4 protein-coding genes are annotated in these 23168 nt (G+C 66.8%); all 4 read right to left on the bottom strand.

Translation table 11 applies throughout. The features are described 5' to 3' along the window. From AC3EO7_RS19705 to AC3EO7_RS19690, 4 genes are read right to left on the bottom strand one after another with little or no spacing between them, the layout of a single operon-like run. A complete protein-coding gene (locus AC3EO7_RS19705; protein ID WP_435592014.1) occupies positions 1–8676 on the bottom strand; it encodes an amino acid adenylation domain-containing protein in 8676 nt (2891 codons plus the stop codon). Then, a complete protein-coding gene (locus AC3EO7_RS19700; protein WP_435592013.1) occupies positions 8673–16436 on the bottom strand; it encodes a condensation domain-containing protein in 7764 nt (2587 codons plus the stop codon). The genes AC3EO7_RS19705 and AC3EO7_RS19700 overlap by 4 nt, the downstream gene beginning before the upstream one ends. Next, complete coding sequence (locus AC3EO7_RS19695) at positions 16433–20971, bottom strand: MupA/Atu3671 family FMN-dependent luciferase-like monooxygenase (RefSeq protein ID WP_435592012.1); 4539 nt, start codon at positions 20969–20971, stop codon at positions 16433–16435. Before AC3EO7_RS19695 ends, AC3EO7_RS19700 begins: the two co-directional genes overlap by 4 nt. Positions 20972–21029: 58 nt before the next feature. Next, entirely contained in the window at positions 21030–23051 is a 2022-nt protein-coding gene (locus AC3EO7_RS19690; RefSeq protein WP_435592011.1) for an AMP-binding protein, read from the bottom strand. Between the last annotated feature and the right edge of the window lie 117 nt (positions 23052–23168).

The following is a 23168-nucleotide window of genomic DNA, read 5'->3' as shown; positions in this document are numbered from 1 at the left end:
TCAGCCCTCGCTTGCCAGTTCGTTGAACAGATCGTCCAGCTCGTCGACGGTGAGGCCGGCTTCCCGCAGGTCCGCCTCGCTGAACCCGACCACACCCAGCTCGCCAGTCAGCGCCCGGCGCAGGGTGGCGGCGAAGGTGTCGCAGACGGCTGCGATCGTGGCCCGCTTGTGTACCGCCGCACAGTAGGTGAAGTCCACCCGCAGCTGGCCGTCGGCCACCAGCCCGTTGATGTTCAGCAGGTGACGGCGCCGCTGCGCTGGACCGTGCGGCGGACCAACCGGATCGGTGGACAGCCGGAACAGCGCGTCCGCAGTGCGGGAGGCGTCGGCCTGGCCGAGATAGTTGAAGACGATCTCGGTCCGCTCGGCTCCGGCGAGTACCGACCGAACTTGCGGGTCGGCGGACAGATACCGCAGGAGTCCGAAGCCGAGACCATGGCCCGGTATCGCGCGCAGCTGATCGCGGACGGCGGTCAGGTCGGCCGGGCCCCGGTCGCCTGGCAGCCGCAATCGCACCGGATACATCGCGGTGAACCACCCGACAGTCCTCGAGATGTCCACCCCATCGAGCAGATTCTCGCGGCCGTGTCCTTCGACATCGAGCAGAATCTCCCGGTCCCCAGTCCACTCGGTGACTGCATCGGCCAGCGCGAACAGCAGCACCTCGGGCACCTCTGCTCGGTACTTCGTCCGTACCTCACGCAGCAGGGTGGCGGTCTCGGCAGCGGTGAACTCTACCGAGAGCGTGGCGGCGTCGCGTTCGGTGTTGGCGGCAGCGTAGTCGCGGGGCAGCACTGCCGTATCCAGCGCCACCTGCGCCGTCCATTGCCCTAGTTCGGCGCGGACGGCGGGACTGTCGGCAGCGACGACCAGGCCCTCTGCCCATCGCTGGTAGGAGGTGGTCTTAGGCGGGAACGCCGGTGTCTGCCCGGCGCGCAGCATGGTATATGCGAGCTGGAGATCCTCCAGCAGCACCCGCCATGAGATGCCGTCGATGACGGTGTGGTGAATCACTGTGCACACCTGGGCCGGGCGCGCGACACCGAAGTCCAGATACGCCATTCGCAGTAGCGGCCCGTCGGCAAGGTCGAGCCCGGTGTGCAGCCTGGTCAGCGTATCCATCCGTACCTGCTCGTCTGCCCCGTCCAGGCGAAGCACTGCAATTGGGCCGCCACTGTGCGAGCCCACGGTGTGCTGGCGCGCGCCGGTCAGGTCGAACCGGTTGCGCAGGGCGTCGTGGTGGCTCACCACGGCGTCGCGCGCGGCCGCAAGCAGTTGCAGATCCAGATCAGCGTCGTTCACGTCCAGCAAGACGGCCTGGTTGTAATGAGCCGGGTCGGCGAGATCCTGCTCGAAGAACCAATGCTGAATGGGCGTGAGCGGGGTCTCGCCCGTCACCGGCCCCTGATCGGCGTCGATTGCACTACCGGCGCGCGCGATCGCGGCCAACTCCCCCAGGGTCTGGTTGCCGAACAGGTCTCGCGCGGAGAATTCGATTCCGGCGCGCCGGGCCCGCGACACCATCTGGATCGCGATGATCGAGTCGCCACCCAGGGCGAAGAAGTTGTCGTTGGTCCCTACTCGAGGGACGCCGAGCAGCTGCGACCAGATCCGCGCCAGTTCCTGCTCCGCACGGGTAACCGGAACCTGGGAACCGTCGATCTTGCCGACAGCGGGGTCCGGATCCGGTAGGGCACGGCGGTCGGCCTTACCGCTGGCCAGCAGCGGCATCTCGGACAATTCCACAAATGCCGCGGGCACCAGTTGCCTGGGCAGTCGGCTCTCCAGGTGGCGGCGCAGGGCTGTCCAATCCGCCGGCTCGCCGTCCAGGACGACGTAGGCGACCAGTCGTTTGCCGCCGCGTCCGTCGTCGGCGGCTAGGACCGCGGCGGCCCGCACGCCTGGAGCCTCGGTCAGGTATGCCTCGATCTCACCCAGTTCCACTCGGAAGCCATGGATCTTCACTTGGTGGTCGCGCCGGCCGAGGAACTGCAAGGTGCCGTCGGGGCGGCGGCGCACCAGATCACCGGTCCGGTACAGTCGGGCGCCCGGCACGGAGGTGAACGGGTCAGGCACGAATTTCTCGGCCGTCAGCGTGGGACGTCGTAGATAGCCGGGTGCCACGCCCTCGCCGCCGAGCACCAATTCGCCGACGATGCCGATCGGGACCGGCCGCAGCCGTTCGTCGACCACGTAGGCCTTGGTGTTGCTCAGCGGCTGTCCGATAGAGGTGTCGGCGCCGGTCACGAGATGGCTTGTAGCCCAGACCGTTGCCTCCGTCGGGCCGTACACGTTGAGTACGTTTCCGCCGACCGCGCCCGACAAGGCGGAGGCCAGGACCGGATCGAGCGCTTCCCCGCCGATCAGCAACCAGTCGAGGCCGCGCAGCGCGGCCCGGCATTCCTCGTCCGCCGACAGCAGCCTCGCCACCGATGGTGTGCACTGCAGATGGGTGACCTGGTGGCGTTCGAGCAGTGCCGCCACATCCTGGCGAGTGTCGTCGCGGGCCACCGGCATGGCGTCCCGGCGTACCTGGTCCAGTGCTCGCAACCCGGCCAGCACCTCGTCGGTACCGACACCGAAGTCGATGAGGCAAGCGATCTCGTCGACCCCGGCAAGTTTCAGCTTGTCGACCATCGCCGCGCATCTCTGCGGAGTACCGAACAAGCCGCTGGTCTCGTAATAACGGTCAAAGGCGTGATCGAGCAATGCTTGCTGGTCCTGTGCGTCGAAAGTCTCCAGCTCCAGTCCCCGCTCCACGGCGAGCGGGCGCACCAGCTCTACCGATTGGGACAGGTAGGTGCGGAACGGGTCCCGAACCAGCGCGCGCACCTGGTCATCGTCATCGCCGACGAAGGTGTGCAACATCAGCGACACGTGCCCGGGACCGTCGTGGCCCGCGTCCTGCCGCGCCTGCCGGTAGATCCGGATCGCGGTGGCCAGTTCGTCGACCGACTGGCCGAGCAGATGGGTGAGCAGGTTCGCGCCCGCCGCACCGGCCCGGCGGAAGGTATCGGGACTGCCTGCGGCGGTGATCCACACCGGCAGCTCCGGCTGCACCGGCCGGGGCAGGGTGCGGACATCGATCTCCTCGCCGGTGCCCGATCGCGTCCGCACCGAGCCGCCGCGCCACAAGGTGCGTACCGTCTCGATGTCCCGGAACATCACGTCTTTCCGGTCGGCGTAGTTGCCGGGTGCCAGCGCGAAATCGCGCGGCTGCCAGCCGGAAGCGAAGGACAGACCGATCCGGCCCCCGGATAGGTTGTCGATCATCGCCCAGTCCTCAGCAACCCGGATCGGATTGTGCAGCGGCAGCACCAAGCTGCCGGTACGGATGCCGATGGTGCTGGTCACCGCCGCCAGTGCGGCCGATGTGACAGTTGGGTTCGGGTACAGGCCGCCGAAAGCCCCGAAATGCCGTTCTGGAGTCCATACCGCCGCGAACCCGTGCTCGTCGGCGAACCGTGCGCCCTCGAGCAGCAACCGGTACTTCTCGTCGCCGCGGTCGCCCGTGTCGCTGGCGAAGTAGAACAGGCTGAAATCCATCGGCCGATGCGCGGCCGGCCGCTGCGCCGAACCTACGGCCAGTTCGTCGCCGCCGAGCACCACCCGGTAGCCGCGGGTGAGTGACCAAAGCAGTTCCAGTACCGAGATATCGAAGGTGTGGCTAGTCAGTGCCAGCCAGGTGCCCGGCACAGAATCACCGAATCGGTCGTCCATCGCAGCACAGAAACTATGAAGATTGCGCTGGGTGATCACGACACCCTTGGGTTGTCCGGTCGACCCTGAGGTGTAGATCACATACGCCGGATGGTCCGGCCCAGCCTCCCGGTCCGGTGCGGTGTCGTCATCCGGGTCGAGCATGCCATCCAGCACGGCCGGATCGACGACCTCGATTCCATCCGGCAGACCGTCCCGCTCAGCAGGGCCGGCGAGGACGAGCCGGGCCCCGGCATCGGCGATGAGGTAGGCCGTTCGGGCCGGTGGCGCGGCCGGATCCAGGGGCAGATAAGCGGCCGACGCCTTCATTACGGCGAGCATCGCGATCACCAGTTCGGGCGAGCGTCTCAGCCGGATACCGACGGGTGTCTGCGGCCGTGCCCCCTGCGCACGCAGGTGGTTGGCCAACCGATTCGCGGCCCGGTCCAGTTCAGCAAAACTCAACTCCCGCGCACCGCAGACCAGTGCGACCGCGTCGGGTTTGCGTTGCACCTGCTGCTCGAATTCGGTGACGGTCCCAGCGACAATCGGTCCGGGCGCCCGATAGCCGGCGTTCATCCCAGAGCCGACCAGCTCCCGTTCCGTGGCCGACATCAGGTCGAGGTCGCTGAGCCGTGTGGTTGGCGCGTGTCCGATCGCGGCGAGCAGCGTGTGCACATGCCCGGCCAGACGTTCGATGGTGTCGGCGTCGAATAGATCGGTGCGGTATTCGATGCGGCCACCGATTCCGTCTTCTCGCTCGACCAGATCCAGGGTGAGGTCATATTTGGCGACTGCGCTCGGCAGTGGCAGCTGCCGAACCGCCAGCTCACCCATGGCGGCATTCTCGCCCGGATCCTGCTGGTAGACGAACAGCACTTGAAACAACGGAGTGTGCCCGGGATCACGCGGCGGATTCAGCGCGTCCACCACCAGCTCGAACGGGACCTCTTGATGCGCCTGCGCGGCGATCATGACGGTCCGGACCCGGTCGAGCAGTTCGGTGAACGCCGGATCACCGGAGGCGTCGATCCGCACCACAAGGGTGTTGAAGAAACAGCCGAGCAGCTGTTCCACCTCGGCTCGGGTGCGGTTCGCGATCGGCGTGCCGACCGCGATATCGCTGGCGCCGGTGTACCGCGACAGCACTGTGGCGAACGCCGACAGCACCACCATGAACATGGTCCCGCGGTTGCCACCTGCCAGGCGACGCAGCATCTCCGTCGTAGCGGCGTCGATATCGATCGGGATGCTCGCGCCATCGAAGCCCTGCACCGCCGGTCGTGGCCGGTCGGCGGGCAGTTCCAGCAGGGCGGGCAGATCAGCCAGCTGGGCGCGCCAGTAATCCAGATGCGCCTGCTGCTCCGGACTGGCCAGCGAGTCGTTCTGCCAGGCGGTGTAGTCGGCGTATTGGATCGGCGGGGGCGATAGAGGCGACGGGCGACCGACGGCGTATGCCTCGTAAAGCGCCGACACCTCCCGCCACAGCAGGCCTGTGGACCAGCCATCGGACACCACGTGGTGCAGGCATAGCAACAGGACGTGATGGTGCTCGGACACACGAAGCACCATCGCGCGCAGCAGTTCGTCCTCAGCCAGATCGAGGGTGCGCCCGGCGAATTCGTCTGCCATGCTGAGGATTTCTGCCTCATCAGCGGTGACGACGGGGAGCGGCACCTGCGCTGGGTCACGGATCATCTGCCGAGGTTCCTCGTCGACAATCACCAGATTCGTACGCAGCACTTCATGGCGCCGCACCACTTCCGTCAGCGCGTCCTGCAACGCCACGGTGTTCAGAGCGCCGTCGATACGGATTGCGGCTGGGATGTTGTAGGCAGCGGTTGCACCGTCGACCTGAGAAAGCACCCACAGTCGGCGCTGGGCATAGCCCAGCGGCAGCGGGCCTGAGCGGTCGACCGGTTCGATCGCCCCGGCCATCACCGCATGCTCGCGCGCGGCGTCTACGCGGGCCGCGAGTTCGGCGACGGTGGGTGCCTCGAAGATATCGCTGACCGGTAGCTCCAGGCCGGTCGCGGCACCGAGCCGAGCCACAACACGGGTGGCGTCCAGCGAGTTCCCGCCCAGTACCAGGAAGAAATCGTCGCGCGATCCGATCTGCGGCACGCCGAGAACACCCTCCCAGAGTGCGGCGAGCGCACGTTCGGTGTCGGTGGCTGGCTCCACGTAGTGCTCGGCCCGCGACACAACCGATTCCGGGGCTGGTAGCGCGCGCCTGTCGACCTTGCCGTTGGCGGTCAGCGGCAGCGTCGGCAGCGCGAGCACGGCCGCGGGCACCATGTACTCGGGCAGCCGCTCGCGCAGGTAGGCGGTCACTTCCGCGGGCTCGATGCCAGCGGTGCGGCGGGCGGCCACATACGCCACCAACTGTGTGTCGCCGCGGTCGTCGGCGCGCGCCACCACCACCGCATCGGTGACCTCGTACTGGTCGCGGATCAGGGACTCGATCTCACCGGGTTCGACGCGGTTGCCACGGATCTTGACCTGAGTATCGGCGCGGCCCAGGAACACTACGGACCCGTCCGGTAGGCGGCGGGCACGGTCACCGGTGCGATACATCCGTCTGCCCGGCTCGCTGGTGAAGGGATCGGGCAGGAAGGAGTCCGCGGTTGCTGCGGGCCGCCGCCAATAGCCGTGTGCCAACCCGGCGCCGGCTAGGAACAGCTCGCCCAGCGCACCATCGAGAACCGGGCGCAGCTGGTCGTCCAGTAGGTAGGCGCGATAACCGCCTAATGGGTAACCAATGGGCACCGGGGAATCGGCGACGGTGACCTCGCGGGCTACCAGGGCGCCCACTGTGGATTCAGTCGGGCCGTAGTGGTTGACGATCCGCAGGCCAGGCCGCAGCGCGTGCACCCGGGCCACCAGATCGACTGGTGTTTGCTCACCACCCAACAGCAGGAACCGGCTGGGGAGCAGTTCCTGCGCGTGGTCTGCGTCCAGTAGCGCCGCCAGATGTGACGGAACAATCTTGAGGAGGTCGATGGGCCGGTCGCGGAAACGGCGAAGCAGTTCGGCCGGAGCCAACACCTCCTCAGTGCGGACCAGCATCAGGGTGCGTCCCGCGCAGAGGGCACCGAAAACCGCAGTGTATCCGAGGTCGGCGGCGGGAGTGGCGAGTGTCGCCAGCACCCCGTCCTTGGGCAGGTCGAGCGCCGCCGCCAGGCCGTCGAGATATCCGCAGAGGGCGCGGTGTGGCACCGCCACACCCTTGGGCCTGCCGGTCGTGCCCGAGGTGTAGACCAAGTAGGCGAGGTCTTCGGGGGAGACGTTCGTGCCAAGACCCCCGACGTCGTCCAGGTCCTCGGTGTCACCGCCGTGCTCGGCGTCGATGGCGAGCGCCGGAACGTCCCCCGAGTACCGCCCGTGATGGGTGAGGAGCACGGCTGGGGCGGTATCGGCGAGGATCTGCTCGATCCGGGCAGTCGGCCATGCCGGATCCACGGGCACGAAGGCAGCTCCGGTCTGGAGCACCGCAAGCAGCCCCACCACATAGTCGGCAGAACGGTCCGCGATCACCGGTACCACGGATCCGGTGTGCACCCCCGCGGCGCGCATCGCCTGCGCTAATGCCGTCGACCGCCGGCACAGGTCGCGGTAGGTCAACGAGTCCTCACCGCAGACCACCGCGACCCTGTCCGGTGTCCGGGCGGCCGAGGCGAGTATCCGATGATGGACCACGAGTGGTCCTGCCGGGTTGATGACTGCGCCCGCCGCCTGTGCCAGTGCCCTTATCCGCTGCTCCCCCTCGGCGAGACCGAGATCGGCGAGCGGTGCGTCCGGCCACTCGGCGACAGCGCGCAGCACCCCACCGAGCTGGTGGAGGGCTCTGGTCGCGGCGGTACCCGACACCGATGGCCCGCCGGGCAGCAGGCTCACGGTGACGGCACCCGAAGAGTGGCCGACAGCCTGCAGGTGCAGGGCGCTGTCGGGCTCGCCGTCCACCGTAGTCACCGCGATCTCTGCACCACCCACGGTCGCGGGCGCCGGCAGGGGAAGGTAGGAGAAGGTGAACGGCGCCGCCGACTCCGGCTCGTCGCCCGCCACCCCGAACTGGTCTTCTTCGGCGGCGTGTAGCAGCTGCTCGACCTCGGCGGCGAGATCGCGGAACGACTCGTTTCCCCGGATCGGGGTGCGCACCGGAATCGGCGACTCGAAATGCCCGACTACGCTGGCCAGGTCATCGAGCCCGCGCGCGGTCGGCAGTACCAGCGTGGTGATGTCAGTGTCTCCGGTGAGCCGCCACAGCAGCACATGCCAGGCGGTCAGCAGTACGGCGCGAGCAGAGATGTGTGTTGCGCTGGCCGCCGCGACCAGCGTGTCACCCACCTCGTTGTCGCGTGCCCACGCGGGCTCACCGGATTCGAACGGTACCGAAAGGCTCCGAGCGCGTGCTACGCCGTTACGCCAAGTCCCGCCGCGGGCCGCCACGTCGCCGGCCTCGTTCTGCTCGTGCAGCCATTCGGCGGCATCGAGGTACTGCAACTCCACCTCGGGAAGGGGTGCCCCGGCGAGTTCGCGGATCAGATCCTCAGCCACGATCAGGCAGGACCGGCGATCCAATAGGGTCGCGGATACGGTCAACAGCAGCACCGATACATCGGTGCTTGTCAGCAGCCGCGCGCGTACTGGATGCTCGGGCCCGGCCGCTCGCTCGGCACGCGCCACCGCGTCCACCTCGGACGGCTCGCCGAGAGGATCCACCTGCCAGTACGGCACTGCAGCGTCGTCGACTTGCTGCAATGGCGCGACCAAGCCGTCCACCGCAATCAGCCGGGTCCGCAACGGTTCGTGGCGGGCCACGACCGCGTGCAGCGCCCGCTGGATCTCCTGGGCGTCCGATGCGCCCCGCACCTCGATCCGGCACTGGATCCGCCGATCGGCCAATCGCGACCATGACAGCAGCTGCGACGGGGCGAGCCGGAACCCGTCGACCGGAGACATCGCGGTGTCGGTCATTGCCGGCCCGCATCCGCGATCGTAGGTACATCCAGTTCCAGGCGTAGCCCGGCATCGGTCGCATTCATCATGTCGCCGAGCGCCACCACCACCTTGCGCGGACCGGAGAAGGGGTTGCGCGAATGCGCGACAAGCATGTTGTCGATCACCAAAATGTCGCCCTCCTGCCAGATGAACTGGAACGACAGTTCGTGCATGAGCTCGCGCACCTCGGTGACGATCTCGTCGTCGATCGGGGTGCCATCGCCCCAGTACACGTTGCGCGGCAGGCCCTGCTCGCTGTAGAGGTCCAGTAGCGACTGACGAGTGGCGGGGTCCAGACAAGACACGTGGTGCAAGGCCAGTTGGTTGAAGAACACCGATTCCGCAGTGCGGGGGTGGCGTAGCACCGCGTCGGCCACCCGCCAGGTGCGCAGTGTGCCGTCGGGTGCCCAGGCGAAATCTGCACCCGACTCGATGATCTTGCGCTCGGCTTCTTGCGGATCATCGGTGCCATAGAACTGAGACCAGCTCACGTCGACCGACTTGATGAAGTTGCGCACATACCGAAGCTTCCGGTCGCGGAACATCGCCACCAATTCCGGGCGTAGCGCCGCGAACACTTTGCGGCAGTCCACGATTGGCGTTTCGCCGCCGCTCTTCGGCGCCACGATGCAGGAGAAGAATTGCCGCATCGGCCACGAAGGCAGGTGCGAACTTTCATTGTGGAAAAGAATGGAACGGTCTTCGGGATACGGCGTCGACTTGTAGATCTGGTCGGACTTGCCCTCGGGGGGCAAGTCACCATATTCGGAAAACAGCGACGGGCAGATCGCCGACGCGACCGCCTCGAAGCGTTCCACCGATCCGCTGTCAAACCCTCGAAGCAGCACCGCGCCGTGCTTGTGCAGCAGTTCTTCGGTGCGGGCCGCATGCGCGCGCAGCCAACCGGGCAGGTCTACGCCCGGCTCGGTCGGCGAGAGCACGGCGGGGGCATCGGCCAGGCCGGGCAGGAATCCAACGTCGACCGGGTCGATGCCGGCGATCGTCACCGACCGCCGTTTCGAGCTTCTCAGCGACTGGAGCCGGGTACTCCTTGCGGTGGATTCAGTCAAGGTCCTCAACCTCACTTCGTCGTCTATATCCATGCTCAGCGCGCCGATCCGCTCGTCCGGCTCGGCCATCGCGCTACGCAACAGTTGCGTCAGATGGGCCGCCATGCGCTCGATACTGGAGGCATCGAAGAGCGCGGCATTGTAGATAAATGTTCCGGTGATACCGGCACCGTCCGGACCCGCGTCTTGTTCCTCCATGAACAGCGTCAAATCGAATTTGGTGTGCAGCGCGTCGACTTCCATCGTGTGCGCGGCGATACCCGGCAGTTCCAGGGAGATGTTCAGCTTCTGTACCAGGAACAGCACCTGGAACAATGGCGGGTGCGCCGCGCTGCGGGGCACCCGCAGCTCATCCACCAGGGTCAGGAACGGCAGATCCTGATGCGCGTAGGCCTCCACCGCCGTGGCGCGCACGCGAGCCAGCAGTTGCCGGAACGTCGGCCGGCCGGTCAGGTCGGTGCGCAGCACCAGATTGTTGACGAACATGCCGATCATCTGCTCGAAAGCGGCCCTGGTCCGGTTCGCGCTAGTGGTTCCGACCACGACGTCCTCGGTGTCGGCGTAACGGCCGAGGACCACCGTGAAGGCACTCAGCAGCACCATGAACAGGGTCGCGCCCTCGGCCCGCCCCAGGTCGTGAACCTGGGCGGCCAGGTCCGGCGGTACTTCGAAGCGGTGCACCGCACCGCGGATGCGCTGCACGTCCGGCCGGGGCCGATCGGTGGGCAACTCGAGCAACGGGGACGCGCCTGCCAGCTTGCGCCGCCAGTAACGGGCCTGCTCGTCGAAGACGTCGCCGGTCAGCCACCGCCGCTGCCAGTGCGCGAAGTCGACGTACTGGTGCGGCAATGGCGGTAGCGGTGCCTCGGTGCCGAGGGTGTAGGCGGCGTAGAGGGTGATCACCTCATGCACCAGCACGCCGAGCGACCACCCGTCGGACACGATGTGGTGGATGTTGACCAGCAGGACGTGATCGGAGTGCGCGTCCCCGACCCGCAATAGCGCCACTCGGATGAGCGGGCCGGTGCGCAGGTCGAACACGGTGCGAGCGTGTTCTTGCGCCAGTTCGTGCACCTCGTTCTCGGCCACGACGCGCACCGGCAGGTCGAGAGGGCGGTCCTCGTGGATCCGCTGCAGAGGTTCACCGTCGACGGTGTCAACGGTGGCGGTCAGGATCTCATGGCGCCGCAGCACCTCACGCAGGGCGCGACCCAGGCAGTCCACGTCGAGTGCACCGATCAGCCGCACCGCGCCGGGGATGTTGTAGGTCGGGCTGGGGCCGTTGATCTGCTCGGACAGCCACAGCGACTGCTGCCCCAGGGACAACGACAGCGGCCCGCTTCCGGTCACTCGTTCGAGCGGGATGTCGGTGTGCGTACCTGCCTGACGCGCCGCGCGGACCTTATCTGCCAACCCGGCCACGGTGGGTGCGTGGAACAACGCGCTGACCGCGATATCGATGGCGAAGGTGCGGCGCACCCGAGCGATCACCTGGGTGGCGAGCAGCGAATCTCCGCCCAGTTGCTGGAAGTCGTCATGCAACCCAACGGTGTCCATCCCGAACAACTGCCGGAACAGCGTCAGCAGTTCGTGTTCCACTTCGTCGTCGGGAACGGTCCGCGATCCTGCCGAATCCTGCCGCTGCGTGATCCGGGTCTGCGCCTTGGCGGCCACAGCGGGGCCAGGGTTGTGCTGGGCGACCACCCAGGTGCCGCCGTGTCCAAGAGCGCGAACCACGTCGCCGAGTTCAGAGGTGCCGTCCCAGTGCACGACGGTGCCGAAGTCGTCCCCGCCGTTCATGGGGACCAGGCCGGGGCCGCCGTCTGGAGCGAAGAGTGCCACCACCGAGACGTGTGCGCCTTCGGCCCGCAGCGACCAGATCCGGTCGTCCTGCCGGCGCAGCGCGGCACACAATTCGGCGGGGGTGAGGTCACCGGGCAGAGGTTCCAGGATGTGGACGATCCCGCTAGCCCCGTCGGCGGGGTCTAGCGCCACCTCGTCGACCGGGACCACAGTGGCGCGCACACCGAGCGCTTCCAGCTCCCGCACCAACTCGATGCGCCGACGTACCCGGGTCAGGAGGGTGCGCCCCTCCCGGTCCAAATGTGCGCCGAAACGCGGGGTATTCGGCATCAGCAGCTGATGGCCGAGGATCAGGCCGTAGTCGGTGGCTGCCCGCGCGTTGTCGTCGCGAGGGAAGGAGACCACCTCGGCCAAGCCCTGCCGGCGCAATACGGTGTCCCAGGTGTCCAGTCCGACCAAGGGGGTGCCCGTCCGCACGTCAGTGTCCTCGAACAGCCACCAGCCCTCGGCCAGGCCCCACAGCATCTCTACCCAGCGCATCGACCGTACGGCCTCGACCAGACACAGCACGCCGCCCGGCGCCAGCACGTCACGCAGATTCGCGACGGTGACGTCCAGGCGCGGCGTGGCGTGTACCACGTCGAATCCGATGACCGCGTCGAAGGCGAACAGGTCGATACCTTGCTCCGCGGGGTCACGCGAGATGTCGAACACCTGGCAGCGCAGCCGGGAAAATCCGTACTCGCCACCCCGCTGCCGGGCCCGCCGTACGAACGAACCGCCCAGATCAGTGAAGGTGTAGTGGATGTCGCGGCCACGCAACGCCGCGGCCAGCACGGTGGTCAGCTGACCGTTTCCGCCGCCCACTTCGAGGATGCGAAGCGGCTGGTCCGGCCGGGCGTCTGCCTGTCCGGCGAGTAGGCGGCCCAGTAGCGCGGCGTAAGTGTGGTAGTTGCTGCCTTCGAGCATGCGAGCGAACGCGTGCTCGAGCCTCTGGGGGCTGCCGTCGGGGAACAGCACACCAACGGCGTCGATCCGGCCGCTCAAGGCCGCAGGATAGTTGTGCGCGCAGTGTTCGATGAAATCTAGAGTCGGCTCGAATCCGGGGATCAGTTGCCGCGCCGCGACCGGGTCGGTCCCGCCGACCATCTCCGGGCCGGCGATCACGGTGAAGTGTTCGCCATCCGAGCGCAGTACGCCATCCTCGGTCAGCACAGTGAGAAAGAAGTCGAGAAACCGCTCGAATGCGGGTCTCAAGTTCATGGCCACCGAGATCTCGGCGCGCTGGTGAACCCGGCCTGGGGTCAGATCCACCCCCGAATCCACCAGGGTGCGGTACACCAGTGCGCCGCACAGCCGATCGAGCGTGCCCGCAACCGCGACACGGTCGAAGGATGGTGCCGCCCTGGCGTCGTCCAGATCACGGTGCACCTGTTCGAGGGCATAGAGCCGAGCCGTTGCGGGTGCGGCGGTGATTGCGCGTCCGGCAGCGGCACGGGCCACCTGCTCGCCCGTGGCGCCGACCCACCGGGACCATTCGTCGCGATGCGGTAGCACGACATGTGTTTCAGTGTCCGCGACGGTCAGGGTAAGCCCGGGGTTGTATCCGATGTCGCCGGAGCGGGCGGCCAAGGCCCTGGCTACGTCCGCCGACGGTCCTTCTACGTCGCCGACAACGGTGTACGCGCCGACGGTCGGTTCGCCGGGTGCGGCGACCGGCGTGAAGGTGGCGACTTGCCGGATATCGTCCCGATAACGCACCACCGGGTCAGGCAGCCCCGCCGCAATCTCTGCTCGCACCTGCGCCGGATCGGTGGTGTCCACGCAGGCAAGTTCCCGGGCTGTCGGCGCGGCGGCCGCGACCCGGCACCAGCCAGCCGTCGCGGAATCAGCGGCGAGGACGACCAGCGGTACTGATTGACCACGGGCAGTCAGCGCCGCAATCCACTCGGCGACCAGTCGAATACCGTTGTCCGCCAATGGATCATCGTCGGGACGCAGCACGATCGCGGCGGGTGCGCGGTGCTGCGCGTCCAGCTCCGCCAGGTACGACTCGATATCGGCGAGGTCCGGGACGGTTCGAATAAGCCAAGGCATATCCCAGGCGTATTCCTGTTCCGGAGCCTCACCCACCAGCAACCAGGTCCCGGGCATGTCGGGTGCCGTCGGCAACGGAGCGGGCCGCCAGGCCGGCGCGAAGTGTGTGCGCGCCTCCGTGCCCGCTGGGTCGATCCAGTGCCGGCCACGATCGAACGGGTATCCAGGCAACGGCACTCGCTGTCGCGCCTGCGTACCCCAGAAATCGTTCCAGGACAACGGAACTCCGGCACAGTGCAGTGCGCCGACGGCGGCAAGCAGGGCGGTTTCCTCGCTGTCGAACTCCCGACGGCCGGTTCCCGTGCAGGCGATGCGACGCGGCTCAACACCGTTGCGCCGGATCAGCGGGGCTAGCGTGCGGACCGGCCCCACCTCGAGGAACACCAGGTTTTCAGTGGCGGCGACGGTGGCGACCGCGTCGGCGAATCGCACCGTGCCGCGCAGTTGCCGTGCCCAGTAATCGGGGTCGGCGAGTTCGGCGGCAGTCAGCACCGCGCCCGTATGACTGGACACCACCGGTATCCGCGGCGCGGATCGGCGCAGCCCGGCCACTCGCCGCCGCCACCGATCCAGGATCGGGTCGAGCGCGGCGGAGTGGAACGCGTGCGGGATGTTCAGCCGGCGGTATTCGACCTCGCGCGCGTCCAACAGCCGCTCCAGGGCTTCGACAGCGGGCACCGGGCCAGTCACGACACACTGATCCGGCCCGTTCACCGTCGCCAATTCGCAGGCGCCCAGCAGGTGCACCAGGTCGGCTTCGGGCATGGTCACCGCAACCATGGCGCCCGGGGGCAGCTGCGAGGTCAGCTGCGCACGCGAGATCACCAGTTCGAGGCCTTCCTCAGGGGTGAAGACACCGGCGACGGTGGCCGCGACGTACTCACCGAAACTGTGGCCGAGTACGACATCGGGACGCACGCCCCAGGACTGCCACAGGTCGGCCAATGCCAGGCATACAGCGAACAGCACCGGCTGGGTCAGCAAGGTCTCATCCAGCCGCGCCTGGGCGCTGTCCTCGGTGCCTGCAGGCGGGTACAGCACGTCACGCACGTCGACGCCGAGCACGGTGCGGCCATGCTCGGCACAGCGGTTCATGGTGGCCCTGAATACCGGCTCGTCCCGGTAGAGTCCGGCGAGCATTTCTACTCGCTGATCCCCTTGACCGGGGAATACGAAGGCAACCCGGGTAGTATCGCCCAGCGGAGCTTGCCCGGCAGTTGCCGAAGCGGTGAGCTCCGCAACCGCTTTTTCGTTGTCGTCGGCGACGATCGCCCTCCGGTACTGATGATGCCGACGTCCGATCGACAGCGTGTAGGCGACATCGGCCAGCGGTAGGTCATTATTCGTCAGTACGGCGGCCAGATCTGCGCACGCCCGCTTCAGGGCGTCTGCCGACCGCGCGGATACCACCAGCGGCACCACGGTTCGCGCCGGGGCGGCGGGCGGGCGCGGCGGTGCCTGTTCGAGGATGACGTGTGCGTTGGTGCCACCAATTCCGAAGGAGCTGACCCCGGCCCGGCGCGGCCCAACGGTGTCCCACGGCCGTAGCGTGTCGCTGACATAGAACGGGCTGTTCGCGAAGTCGATTGCCGGGTTCGGTATCCGATAGTGCAGGCTCGGTGGCAGCTGTCGCTGCCGCAGTGCCAGCACGGTCTTGATGAGACCGCTGACTCCGGCGGCCACATCGAGGTGGCCGACGTTGGTCTTGACCGATCCGATCGCGCAAAACCCGGTACGTTCGGTGTGCTCGCGATAAGCGCGGGTCAGCCCGGCGATTTCGATGGGGTCGCCGATGGCCGTGCCGGTACCGTGTGCTTCTACGTAGCCGACGGTGCCCGGCGGTACCTGCGCGAAGGCCAGCGCTTCGGCAATGACCGCCGCTTGCCCTGGCACGCTGGGGGCGGTGAATCCCGCCTTGGCGGCACCGTCATTGTTCACCGCGGATCCGAGGATTACCGCGTGGATGTGGTCGCCGGCGGCGACTGCCTCGTCGAGGCGTTTGAGCAGCACCAGACCGACGCCGCTGCCGAACAGGGTGCCACCGGCCTGCGCGTCGAAGGCCCGGCAGTGCCCGTCGGGGGAGGCGATACCACCCTCGATGTGCTCATACCCCACGCCGCGAGGCAAGGCCACGCTGGCACCGCCGGCCACCGCGAGGTCGCAATCGAAAGCCAGCAACGCCCGACAGGCCTGATGTACTGCGACCAGCGAGGTCGAGCAAGCGGTATCGACGCCGATGCTGGGTCCGGTCAAGCCGAACTTGTAGGAGATCCGGGTCGGCGCGAACCCCTTGTCAGTGGAATAGAAGATCTTGTGCATGCCCAGCCGTTGCAGGATCTCCGGATTCGGCAGCAGATTGTGGACCAGATACGAAGGAAAGCCGACGCCGACATAGACGCCGACCGGCGCGGTCAGCGTGGACGGATCGTATCCAGCATTGTCGAACAGGTGCTGGGTGTTCTCCAGCAGCAGTCGCTGCTGGGGATCGAGGACCGCCGCCTCCAGCGGCGTCATCCCGAAGTACTCGGCGTCGAATAGGTCGACGTCATCGAGGTCACTCGCGTAAGGCACATAGCCCGGATCACGGAAGGTCGTCTCGTCGACCCCTGCCCAGCGCAGTTCATCCTCTGACAACCGGTGGATCGACTCCACCCCGCCAGCGATGTTGCGCCAGAACTCTTCCGGATCGTTCGCGCCGGGGAATCGACCCGCCAGACCGATCACGGCGACGTGCTGGTCGACGAGCAGCTGTTCGGATTCGGTCACGCGCTCTTCCTTCTCTGCTTGCGGCGCTGCGCGGCGGCGAGCTGGCGGCTCGCCCGGTCGGCGGCTCGGCCCGGCACGGACACTCCCTCATCTCCGGCTCGCAGTCGGCGCGCCAGTCCGGCGATGGTCGGATAGGTGAACAGATCCACCAGTTCGAGCCTGCCGAGGTCGGCGGAGGTGATGCGCGCGTGCAGGGTGGCCGCGAGCAGCGAATGCCCTCCGATTTCGAAGAAGTTCTCCTGAGTGCCGATTCGGTCGATGTCGAGCAGTTCCACCCACATCGCGTGCAGGGCTACTTCGATCTCGTCCTTCGGCGGGATGTAGGCGACCTCGGCACGGTCGAGCTCCCCCGCCCGCTCCATCAGCTCGCCTCGGTCGATCTTGCCGTTGACGGTCAGCGGTAACCGGTCCAGCAGCACGATTCGTGAGGGAACCATGTAGTCGGGCAGTGTGGCCCGAAGTCGTTCCCGCAGTTCGGCGACGTCGGGTGCCGTGTCTGGTGCGCCCACCACGAATGCGACCAGGCTCACGTCTCCGCTGTGCCCGCGCGGTGCGGCGACAACACATTCGGCAACGGAATCCTGCGCCAACAGCAGCGCCTCGATCTCCCCGGCCTCGACCCGGAAGCCGCGGACCTTGAACTGAAAGTCGATGCGCCCCAGGAATTCGAAGCGGCCGCGGCCTAGGTGGCGGACGAGATCGCCGGTGGCGTACATCCGGGCCCCGGGCACTGCGCTGAACGGATCGGGCACGAAGACATTCGCGGTCTGATCCGGGCGATTCCAGTAACCGCGGCCGACGCCGGCACCGCCGATGTGCAGCTCACCCGCAACACCGGGGGGTTGCAGGCGCCCATAGCGGTCCAGTACGTACAGCGTGGTGTTTGCGATGGGCCCGCCAACGGTGATCCTGCCGGCGGGATCCGAGGGGGTGGGCTGTACTGCCGACCAGACACAGGTCTCGGTGGGACCGTACATGGTCAGGACCTGCTCGACTCCGGCCGCGCGCAGCTGTTCTCCCAGCTCCGATGGGACCGCGTCACCGCCGACGAGCACTGCGCGTGGCATGGCCGGTGCCGCGTCGGCACCCGACTCATGTTCCAGCAGAAGGATTTTCGCCAACGCGGGAGTACATTGCAGGTAGCTGACGTCATGTGCGGCGATCACCTCGGCCGGGCTGGCCACCCGTTCCTGGACCGCCGCGGCGAGCGCGTCGCGCACCGTGGCGAGATGGGTCAGCGCATCCAGCACCAACTCGTCATCGATACCGAAATCGACCAGGCAGGCGATCTCGTCCACTCCGATCGCCGCAAGTTCGGCCGCCAGCTCCGCGCAGCGCTGCGGGGTGCCGAACAGCGCGCTGGTGCCCGCGAATCGGGTGAACGCGTGTTCCACGATCACCTCGCGGTCCCGTTCGGGATCCAGTCCGAGTCCCTTGGCCAGACCTCGCATCAGATCGATCGAGGTTCGCAGATAGTCGCGGAACGGTTCGGCGATCGCCGCCCGCACCACGCTCTCGTCCGGGTGCACGAAGGTGTGCAGCATCAGCGAGACCACACCCGCGTCGTACCCAGCGTCTGCACGTGCTTTGCGGTACACCTCGATCTTGCTGGCCAGCTCCCGAGGGTTCTGCCCGAGCAAGTGGGTCAGCAGGTTCGCCCCGGATGCGCCCGCCCGCTGGAAGGTCTCCGTGCTTCCAGCCGCGGTCGCCCATACCGGCAGTTCTGCCTGTACCGGGCGCGGATAGGTGCCGACCTCGATGTCGGCACCGGCCCCGTTGCGGCGTGTGATGCGCTCACCGCGCCAGAGCGCGCGCACAGTGTCGATACCGCCCCACATGTCCTCGCGGCGTCCGGCGTAGGCGTCAGGGGCGAGCACGAAGTCGTTGGGCTGCCAGCCGGAGGCGAACGACAGTCCTACCCGGCCGTCGGACAGATTGTCCACCACCGACCATTCTTCGACGACCCGCAGCGGATCCTGCAGCGGCAGCACGACACTGCCGGCTCGGATACCGGTTCGCTCGGTCACCGCGGCCACTGTGGAGGCGAGAACTGACGGGTTGGGGTATGCGCCGCCGAAGGCGTGGAAATGCCGTTCCGGCACCCACACAGCGGAGAAATCGTGCGAGTCGGCGAAGCGCGCGCCGTCGAGCAACAGCCGGTATTGGTCACGCCCGGACCGTCGTCCGGAGTCGGCGGCGAAATAGAACAGGCTGAAGTCCAGCCGCCCGGGTGCGGGCGCACCAGGGCGGGCACCGGCGGTCCAGGCGGCGGTCTCGACGATCACGCGGAATCCGCGGGACAGCGTCCACAGCAGTTCCACGACGGAGATGTCGAAGCACACGCTGGTCACCGCCAGCCATACCGATTGCGCACCAGCGGTGTCCGTGCCGACGGAGGCGTCCAACCCGACGAAAAGGTTGACTACGTTGCGGCGGGTCACCATCACGCCCTTGGGCCGACCGGTAGACCCAGAGGTGTAGATGACGTACGACAGAGACTCGGGTGCGGCTGCAGGCTGGTCCGGTACTACCGCGGGGTCTCCCTCCAGCGCGGACAGCGGCACCACCGCATCCGAGCTGCGGCCGAACACCTGTAGCCCGACTGCATCGCAGATGGTGAACAACACGCTGGCGTCGGTAACGGTGTAGGACAGACGGTCAGCTGGATAGCGCGGATCCAAGGGCACATATGCCCCGCCCGCCCAGCAGACCGCCAGCATCGTGACTACCAGCTCGATCGAGCGTTCCAAACAAAGGCCGATCCTGACATCGGGCCCGACACCACGCTCGATCAGTAATCCTGCCAGTCGCCGCGCACGGGTCGCCAGCTCTTGATAGCTCAGTTCTTCGCCGTCGCAGACCAGCGCGATCGCGTTTGGGGTCCGGTCGGCCTGGGCGGCGAATTGGGCCAGCCAATCCGTCTCCGGCAGGGCTTTCACCGGCCCCGTGCAGTCGCGCAGCACGGCTTCGCGATCGGGCTCGGACAGGGTGGGTAGTACGGAGATCCGGGTCGCCGGAGCGTCAGCTACCGCCCGCAGGACAGCTTCGAAGGACCGGGCGAAGCGCTCGACGGTGGGGCGCTCGAACAGGTCCACGTCGTAGGACCAGGTGCAGGAGTATCCGGTGTCGCTCTCGCCGACCGACAACACCAGGTCGTAGGGGGCGCCGCGCTGACCTGAGCAGGGAAGAAGGGTGAAATCCCCGGCTGCTTGTTCGGATTCGGGGGTCTGCTGCCATACGTACATGACCTGGAACAGCGGCGAGCGGTTACGGTCCCGCACCGCGCCGAGTCGCTGCACCAGGAGCGGAAACGGATACGGATGGTCCAGCGCCCGTAGGACGGCGGAGCGGGTGCGCTCCAGGACGGTGCCGAAGGTGGGATCTCCGCTGAGGTCCGCGCGGATCGGCACCGGATCAGCAAAGAAGCCGACCGTGCCGTAAGTGCGCTCTGTGCGTGGCCCCACCGCGGGCATACCCACGACTGGCCGCTCGGTACCGCCGAGCATGCCCAGTAGTACTTGGAAGGCCGACAGAAACAGCATGTTGGCCGAGACATCTGCCGCCCGGGCGACTCGCCCGAGATCTGCCGAAAGCCGTGGGTCCAGAGCGACCGGAAGTAATCCCCCTCGAAAACCAGGCGCTGCCGGGCGCACTCGGTCGACCGGCAGATCCAGCGCCTGTGCGCGACCTCCCAATTCCTCCTGCCAGAAGGCCAGGTTGCGGGTGGCCTGCGTGCCCGCAAGCCAATCCTGCTCGGCCCAGACCCGCGTGTGGAAACCGTCGGGTCCTGCCGAGACGGAGCCGTGCCGCCGCGGGGACTGCCCGGCACGATTGTGGTATTCCGCGAGCCACTCACGCACGATGATGTCCACCGACGACAGATCAGCGGCGATGTGGTGTACCACCATCGCCACCACCGTCTCACCGGATTCCGAGCTATGCCCAATTGCGCCTGAGCGAGAGCCCTGCGTAGTGACGCATGCTGCCTCCGCCGGGCCCTGACCGCTCCTGGCGCGCAGCACAGCAGCCCTGATCGGCAGGTCCCGATCCAGGTCGAACGGCGAATCCAGATACTCGACGAGTGCATGGTCGAGTTCTGTCTCGGCGACGTCGATCACCTCGAGTAGCGATGCGGGTGCGGGCCCGGCCTGCTGCAGCAGCTCCACTTCGTCCCAGATGTAGGTGGTGCGCAGGATGGAGTGCCGGGACACCACGGCGCACAGGGCCTCGTTCAGCAACCGGATGTCGATCTCCACAGCCATGTTTGCCGCGAACGCCAGGTTGTATGCGGCGCTGCTGGGTGCAAGCCGCTGATGCAAATACAGGCTCTGCTGGCCGGCCGTCAGCGGGTGCGGGCGGCTCGGATCGTCGCGCCGGGTGAGCAAGTCGACGATCTCCGCCTCACGGGACCGCACATGCTCGAGCACGTCGGGGGTGAGCACGTCGCTTGGCCCGCTGCACTGCACGCGCCCATTCCGTAGCGACAACCGGACGCCGACCGCGGACAGCGCCGACACCGTTTCTTCTACCGTCACCGCTGCAAGGACATTGTTCGGCATGACTGCTGCCGACCTCCGGGTTTCGATTCGGTCGTCAGAGCTCAACGTGGACCTCGGCCGACACAGCTGTCATATCGTCTTTGCCGCGGACCAGGTCCGCGAATTCTGCGACCGTGTGCACCGTGGATATCTCGGACAGGCTCAGTTCGATCCGGTTGTGCACGCGGAGTCGTTCCAGCAAGCGGGCCGCCTTCAGGGAGTCGCCGCCCAGTTCGAAGAATCGATCGTGCACGCCAACCCGGGGGATCTGCAGAATCGCGCTCCATGCCTCGGCTACAGCCTGTTCCACCTCGTCACGCGGCGCCAGATATGGCACCGAGGTCGTTCGGTCGTGCACCGGCTGCTGCGCGAGATAGTCGGCTCGGATGGCACTGCGCCGCACTTTGCCGCTGGAGGTTCGTTTGAGACCGCCGCGCGGCAGGAAATAGATGTCCGACACCGGCACGCCGTGGAGTTCGCCGATCCGGTCACGGATCTTCTCCGCGATCTCTTCCCTCTGGAAATCGGGGACCGAAGATGCGACCTGCACCGCGAGCACCAAGCCTTCGTCACCGTCACCGTCGCCGGGAACCGAGAATGCCGCGCAGCGCGCGTAGTGAACAGCGTCATGGGCCTCACCGGCAGTTCGTTCGATGTCGTGCGGGTAGTGGTTCCGGCCGCGCAGAATTATCAACTCCTTGCGACGTCCGGTGACGAAGAGTTCGCCGTTGTGCACAAAACCCAAGTCGCCCGTGCTCAGGAAAGTGTCGTCATCGATGGCATCCGCTGGATGCGCGCGGAAAACCTCGTCGGAGACCTGCGGACGCCCCCAATAGCCTTGGCCTACGCTTGCCGTGCGGATCCAGATTTCCCCGATCGAACCAGGCTCGAGTGGAAGCCGTGTATCGGGATCGACGATCAGCACCTGCTGCCGAGGGTCAGAAACCGGTCCACAGCCGATCACCAGCCGATGCTCGTCCGACTCGGTCTCCACCGCCTCGTTCTGCTCGAGCCGCACCGGGTCCAGCCGCAGTTTCGAGGTAGCACCGTGATTGGCCGACACAAGGAGGGTGTTCTCGGCCAGGCCATAGGATGGGTAGAAGGCATCCTCGCGCAACCCCGCCGGAGCAAACGCCCGCAGGAATGTCGCCATCGTTTGCGCTCGCACCGGTTCTGCGCCCGAGATCAGCACATCAACCGCGGACAGGTCGAGTTCGGCGATACCGCGAGGGTCTGCTAGAGCTATCTCGGCACAGACTTCGTAAGCAAAGTTCGGGGCTGCCGTACCCATGGCACCGTAGTGGGACATCGCCCGGATCCACCTCATCGGATCACTCAGGAACGATGACGGTGCCATCGATTGCAAGCGCCCACCCGAATACAGTGCGGAATAGATCCCCCCGATGAGACCCATGTCGTGGTAGGGCGGCAGCCAGAACACGGCGTTCATGCGGTCCGCTAGCCGGTAGACATCTGCGATGTACTCGAGATTGGACAGTAGACCGGCGTGGGTGAGCATTACCCCCTTGGGATCACCTGTGGATCCCGAGGTGTACTGCAACAGGGCAAGTTCGTCGCGGCGGCAGCCCGGATCGTGCCACTGCTCGGCAGCACCTTCCTCCGTGATGGCCGCTGTATCGACCCACGGAATGCCGGCCAGGTTCCCGAGTCGTGAACTTTCGCGCAGCGCCGTCGACGCAGCGGGGTCGACCAGCACGCAGGTAGGACGTGCGTTTGCGGCTATTGTGGCAATACGTTCGACGCTGCGATTCAAACGTCCTGGCTCGGGTGGGTAGATGGGCACAGCCACCGCCCCGGCGAGCATGCTTCCGTAAACCGCCACCACATAGTCCAACCCCGGGTCCTGCAAGATGAGCACTCGATCGCCCGGGACAGCATGGCGCTGGATACGGGTGGCGAGCGCCATCGCACGGGTTACCAATTGCGCATTGGTAACCGAGCGCTCGCGCCAGGCGCCGGAATCATCGAACTCGTCGAGAAATGTGTAGGTGATCCCGTCTGGATCGACCTCCGCGCGGGTGCGCAGCAGCGTATTCATATCCATGTACGAACTCATGAACTATCGTTCCTCTATTCGGAGGACAACCGTCTGATCGACACACGCCGCTCATCGGCACACGCCGCCGCGAAGTCAGCGCGCAAAGATTTCAGCGCTCGCCGAAACAAATTAATT

This window comes from Nocardia sp. bgisy118, from assembly GCF_057708605.1.
This window is presented reverse-complemented; position numbering and strand designations above follow the sequence as displayed.

What these genes read in the sequence shown, in the direction of transcription:
- AC3EO7_RS19690 (WP_435592011.1), bottom strand. Translation starts at nt 23,051, where the DNA reads ATGAGTTCGTACATGGATATGAATACGCTGCTGCGCACCCGCGCGGAG.
- AC3EO7_RS19705 (WP_435592014.1), bottom strand. Translation starts at nt 8,676, where the DNA reads ATGACCGACACCGCGATGTCTCCGGTCGACGGGTTCCGGCTCGCCCCG.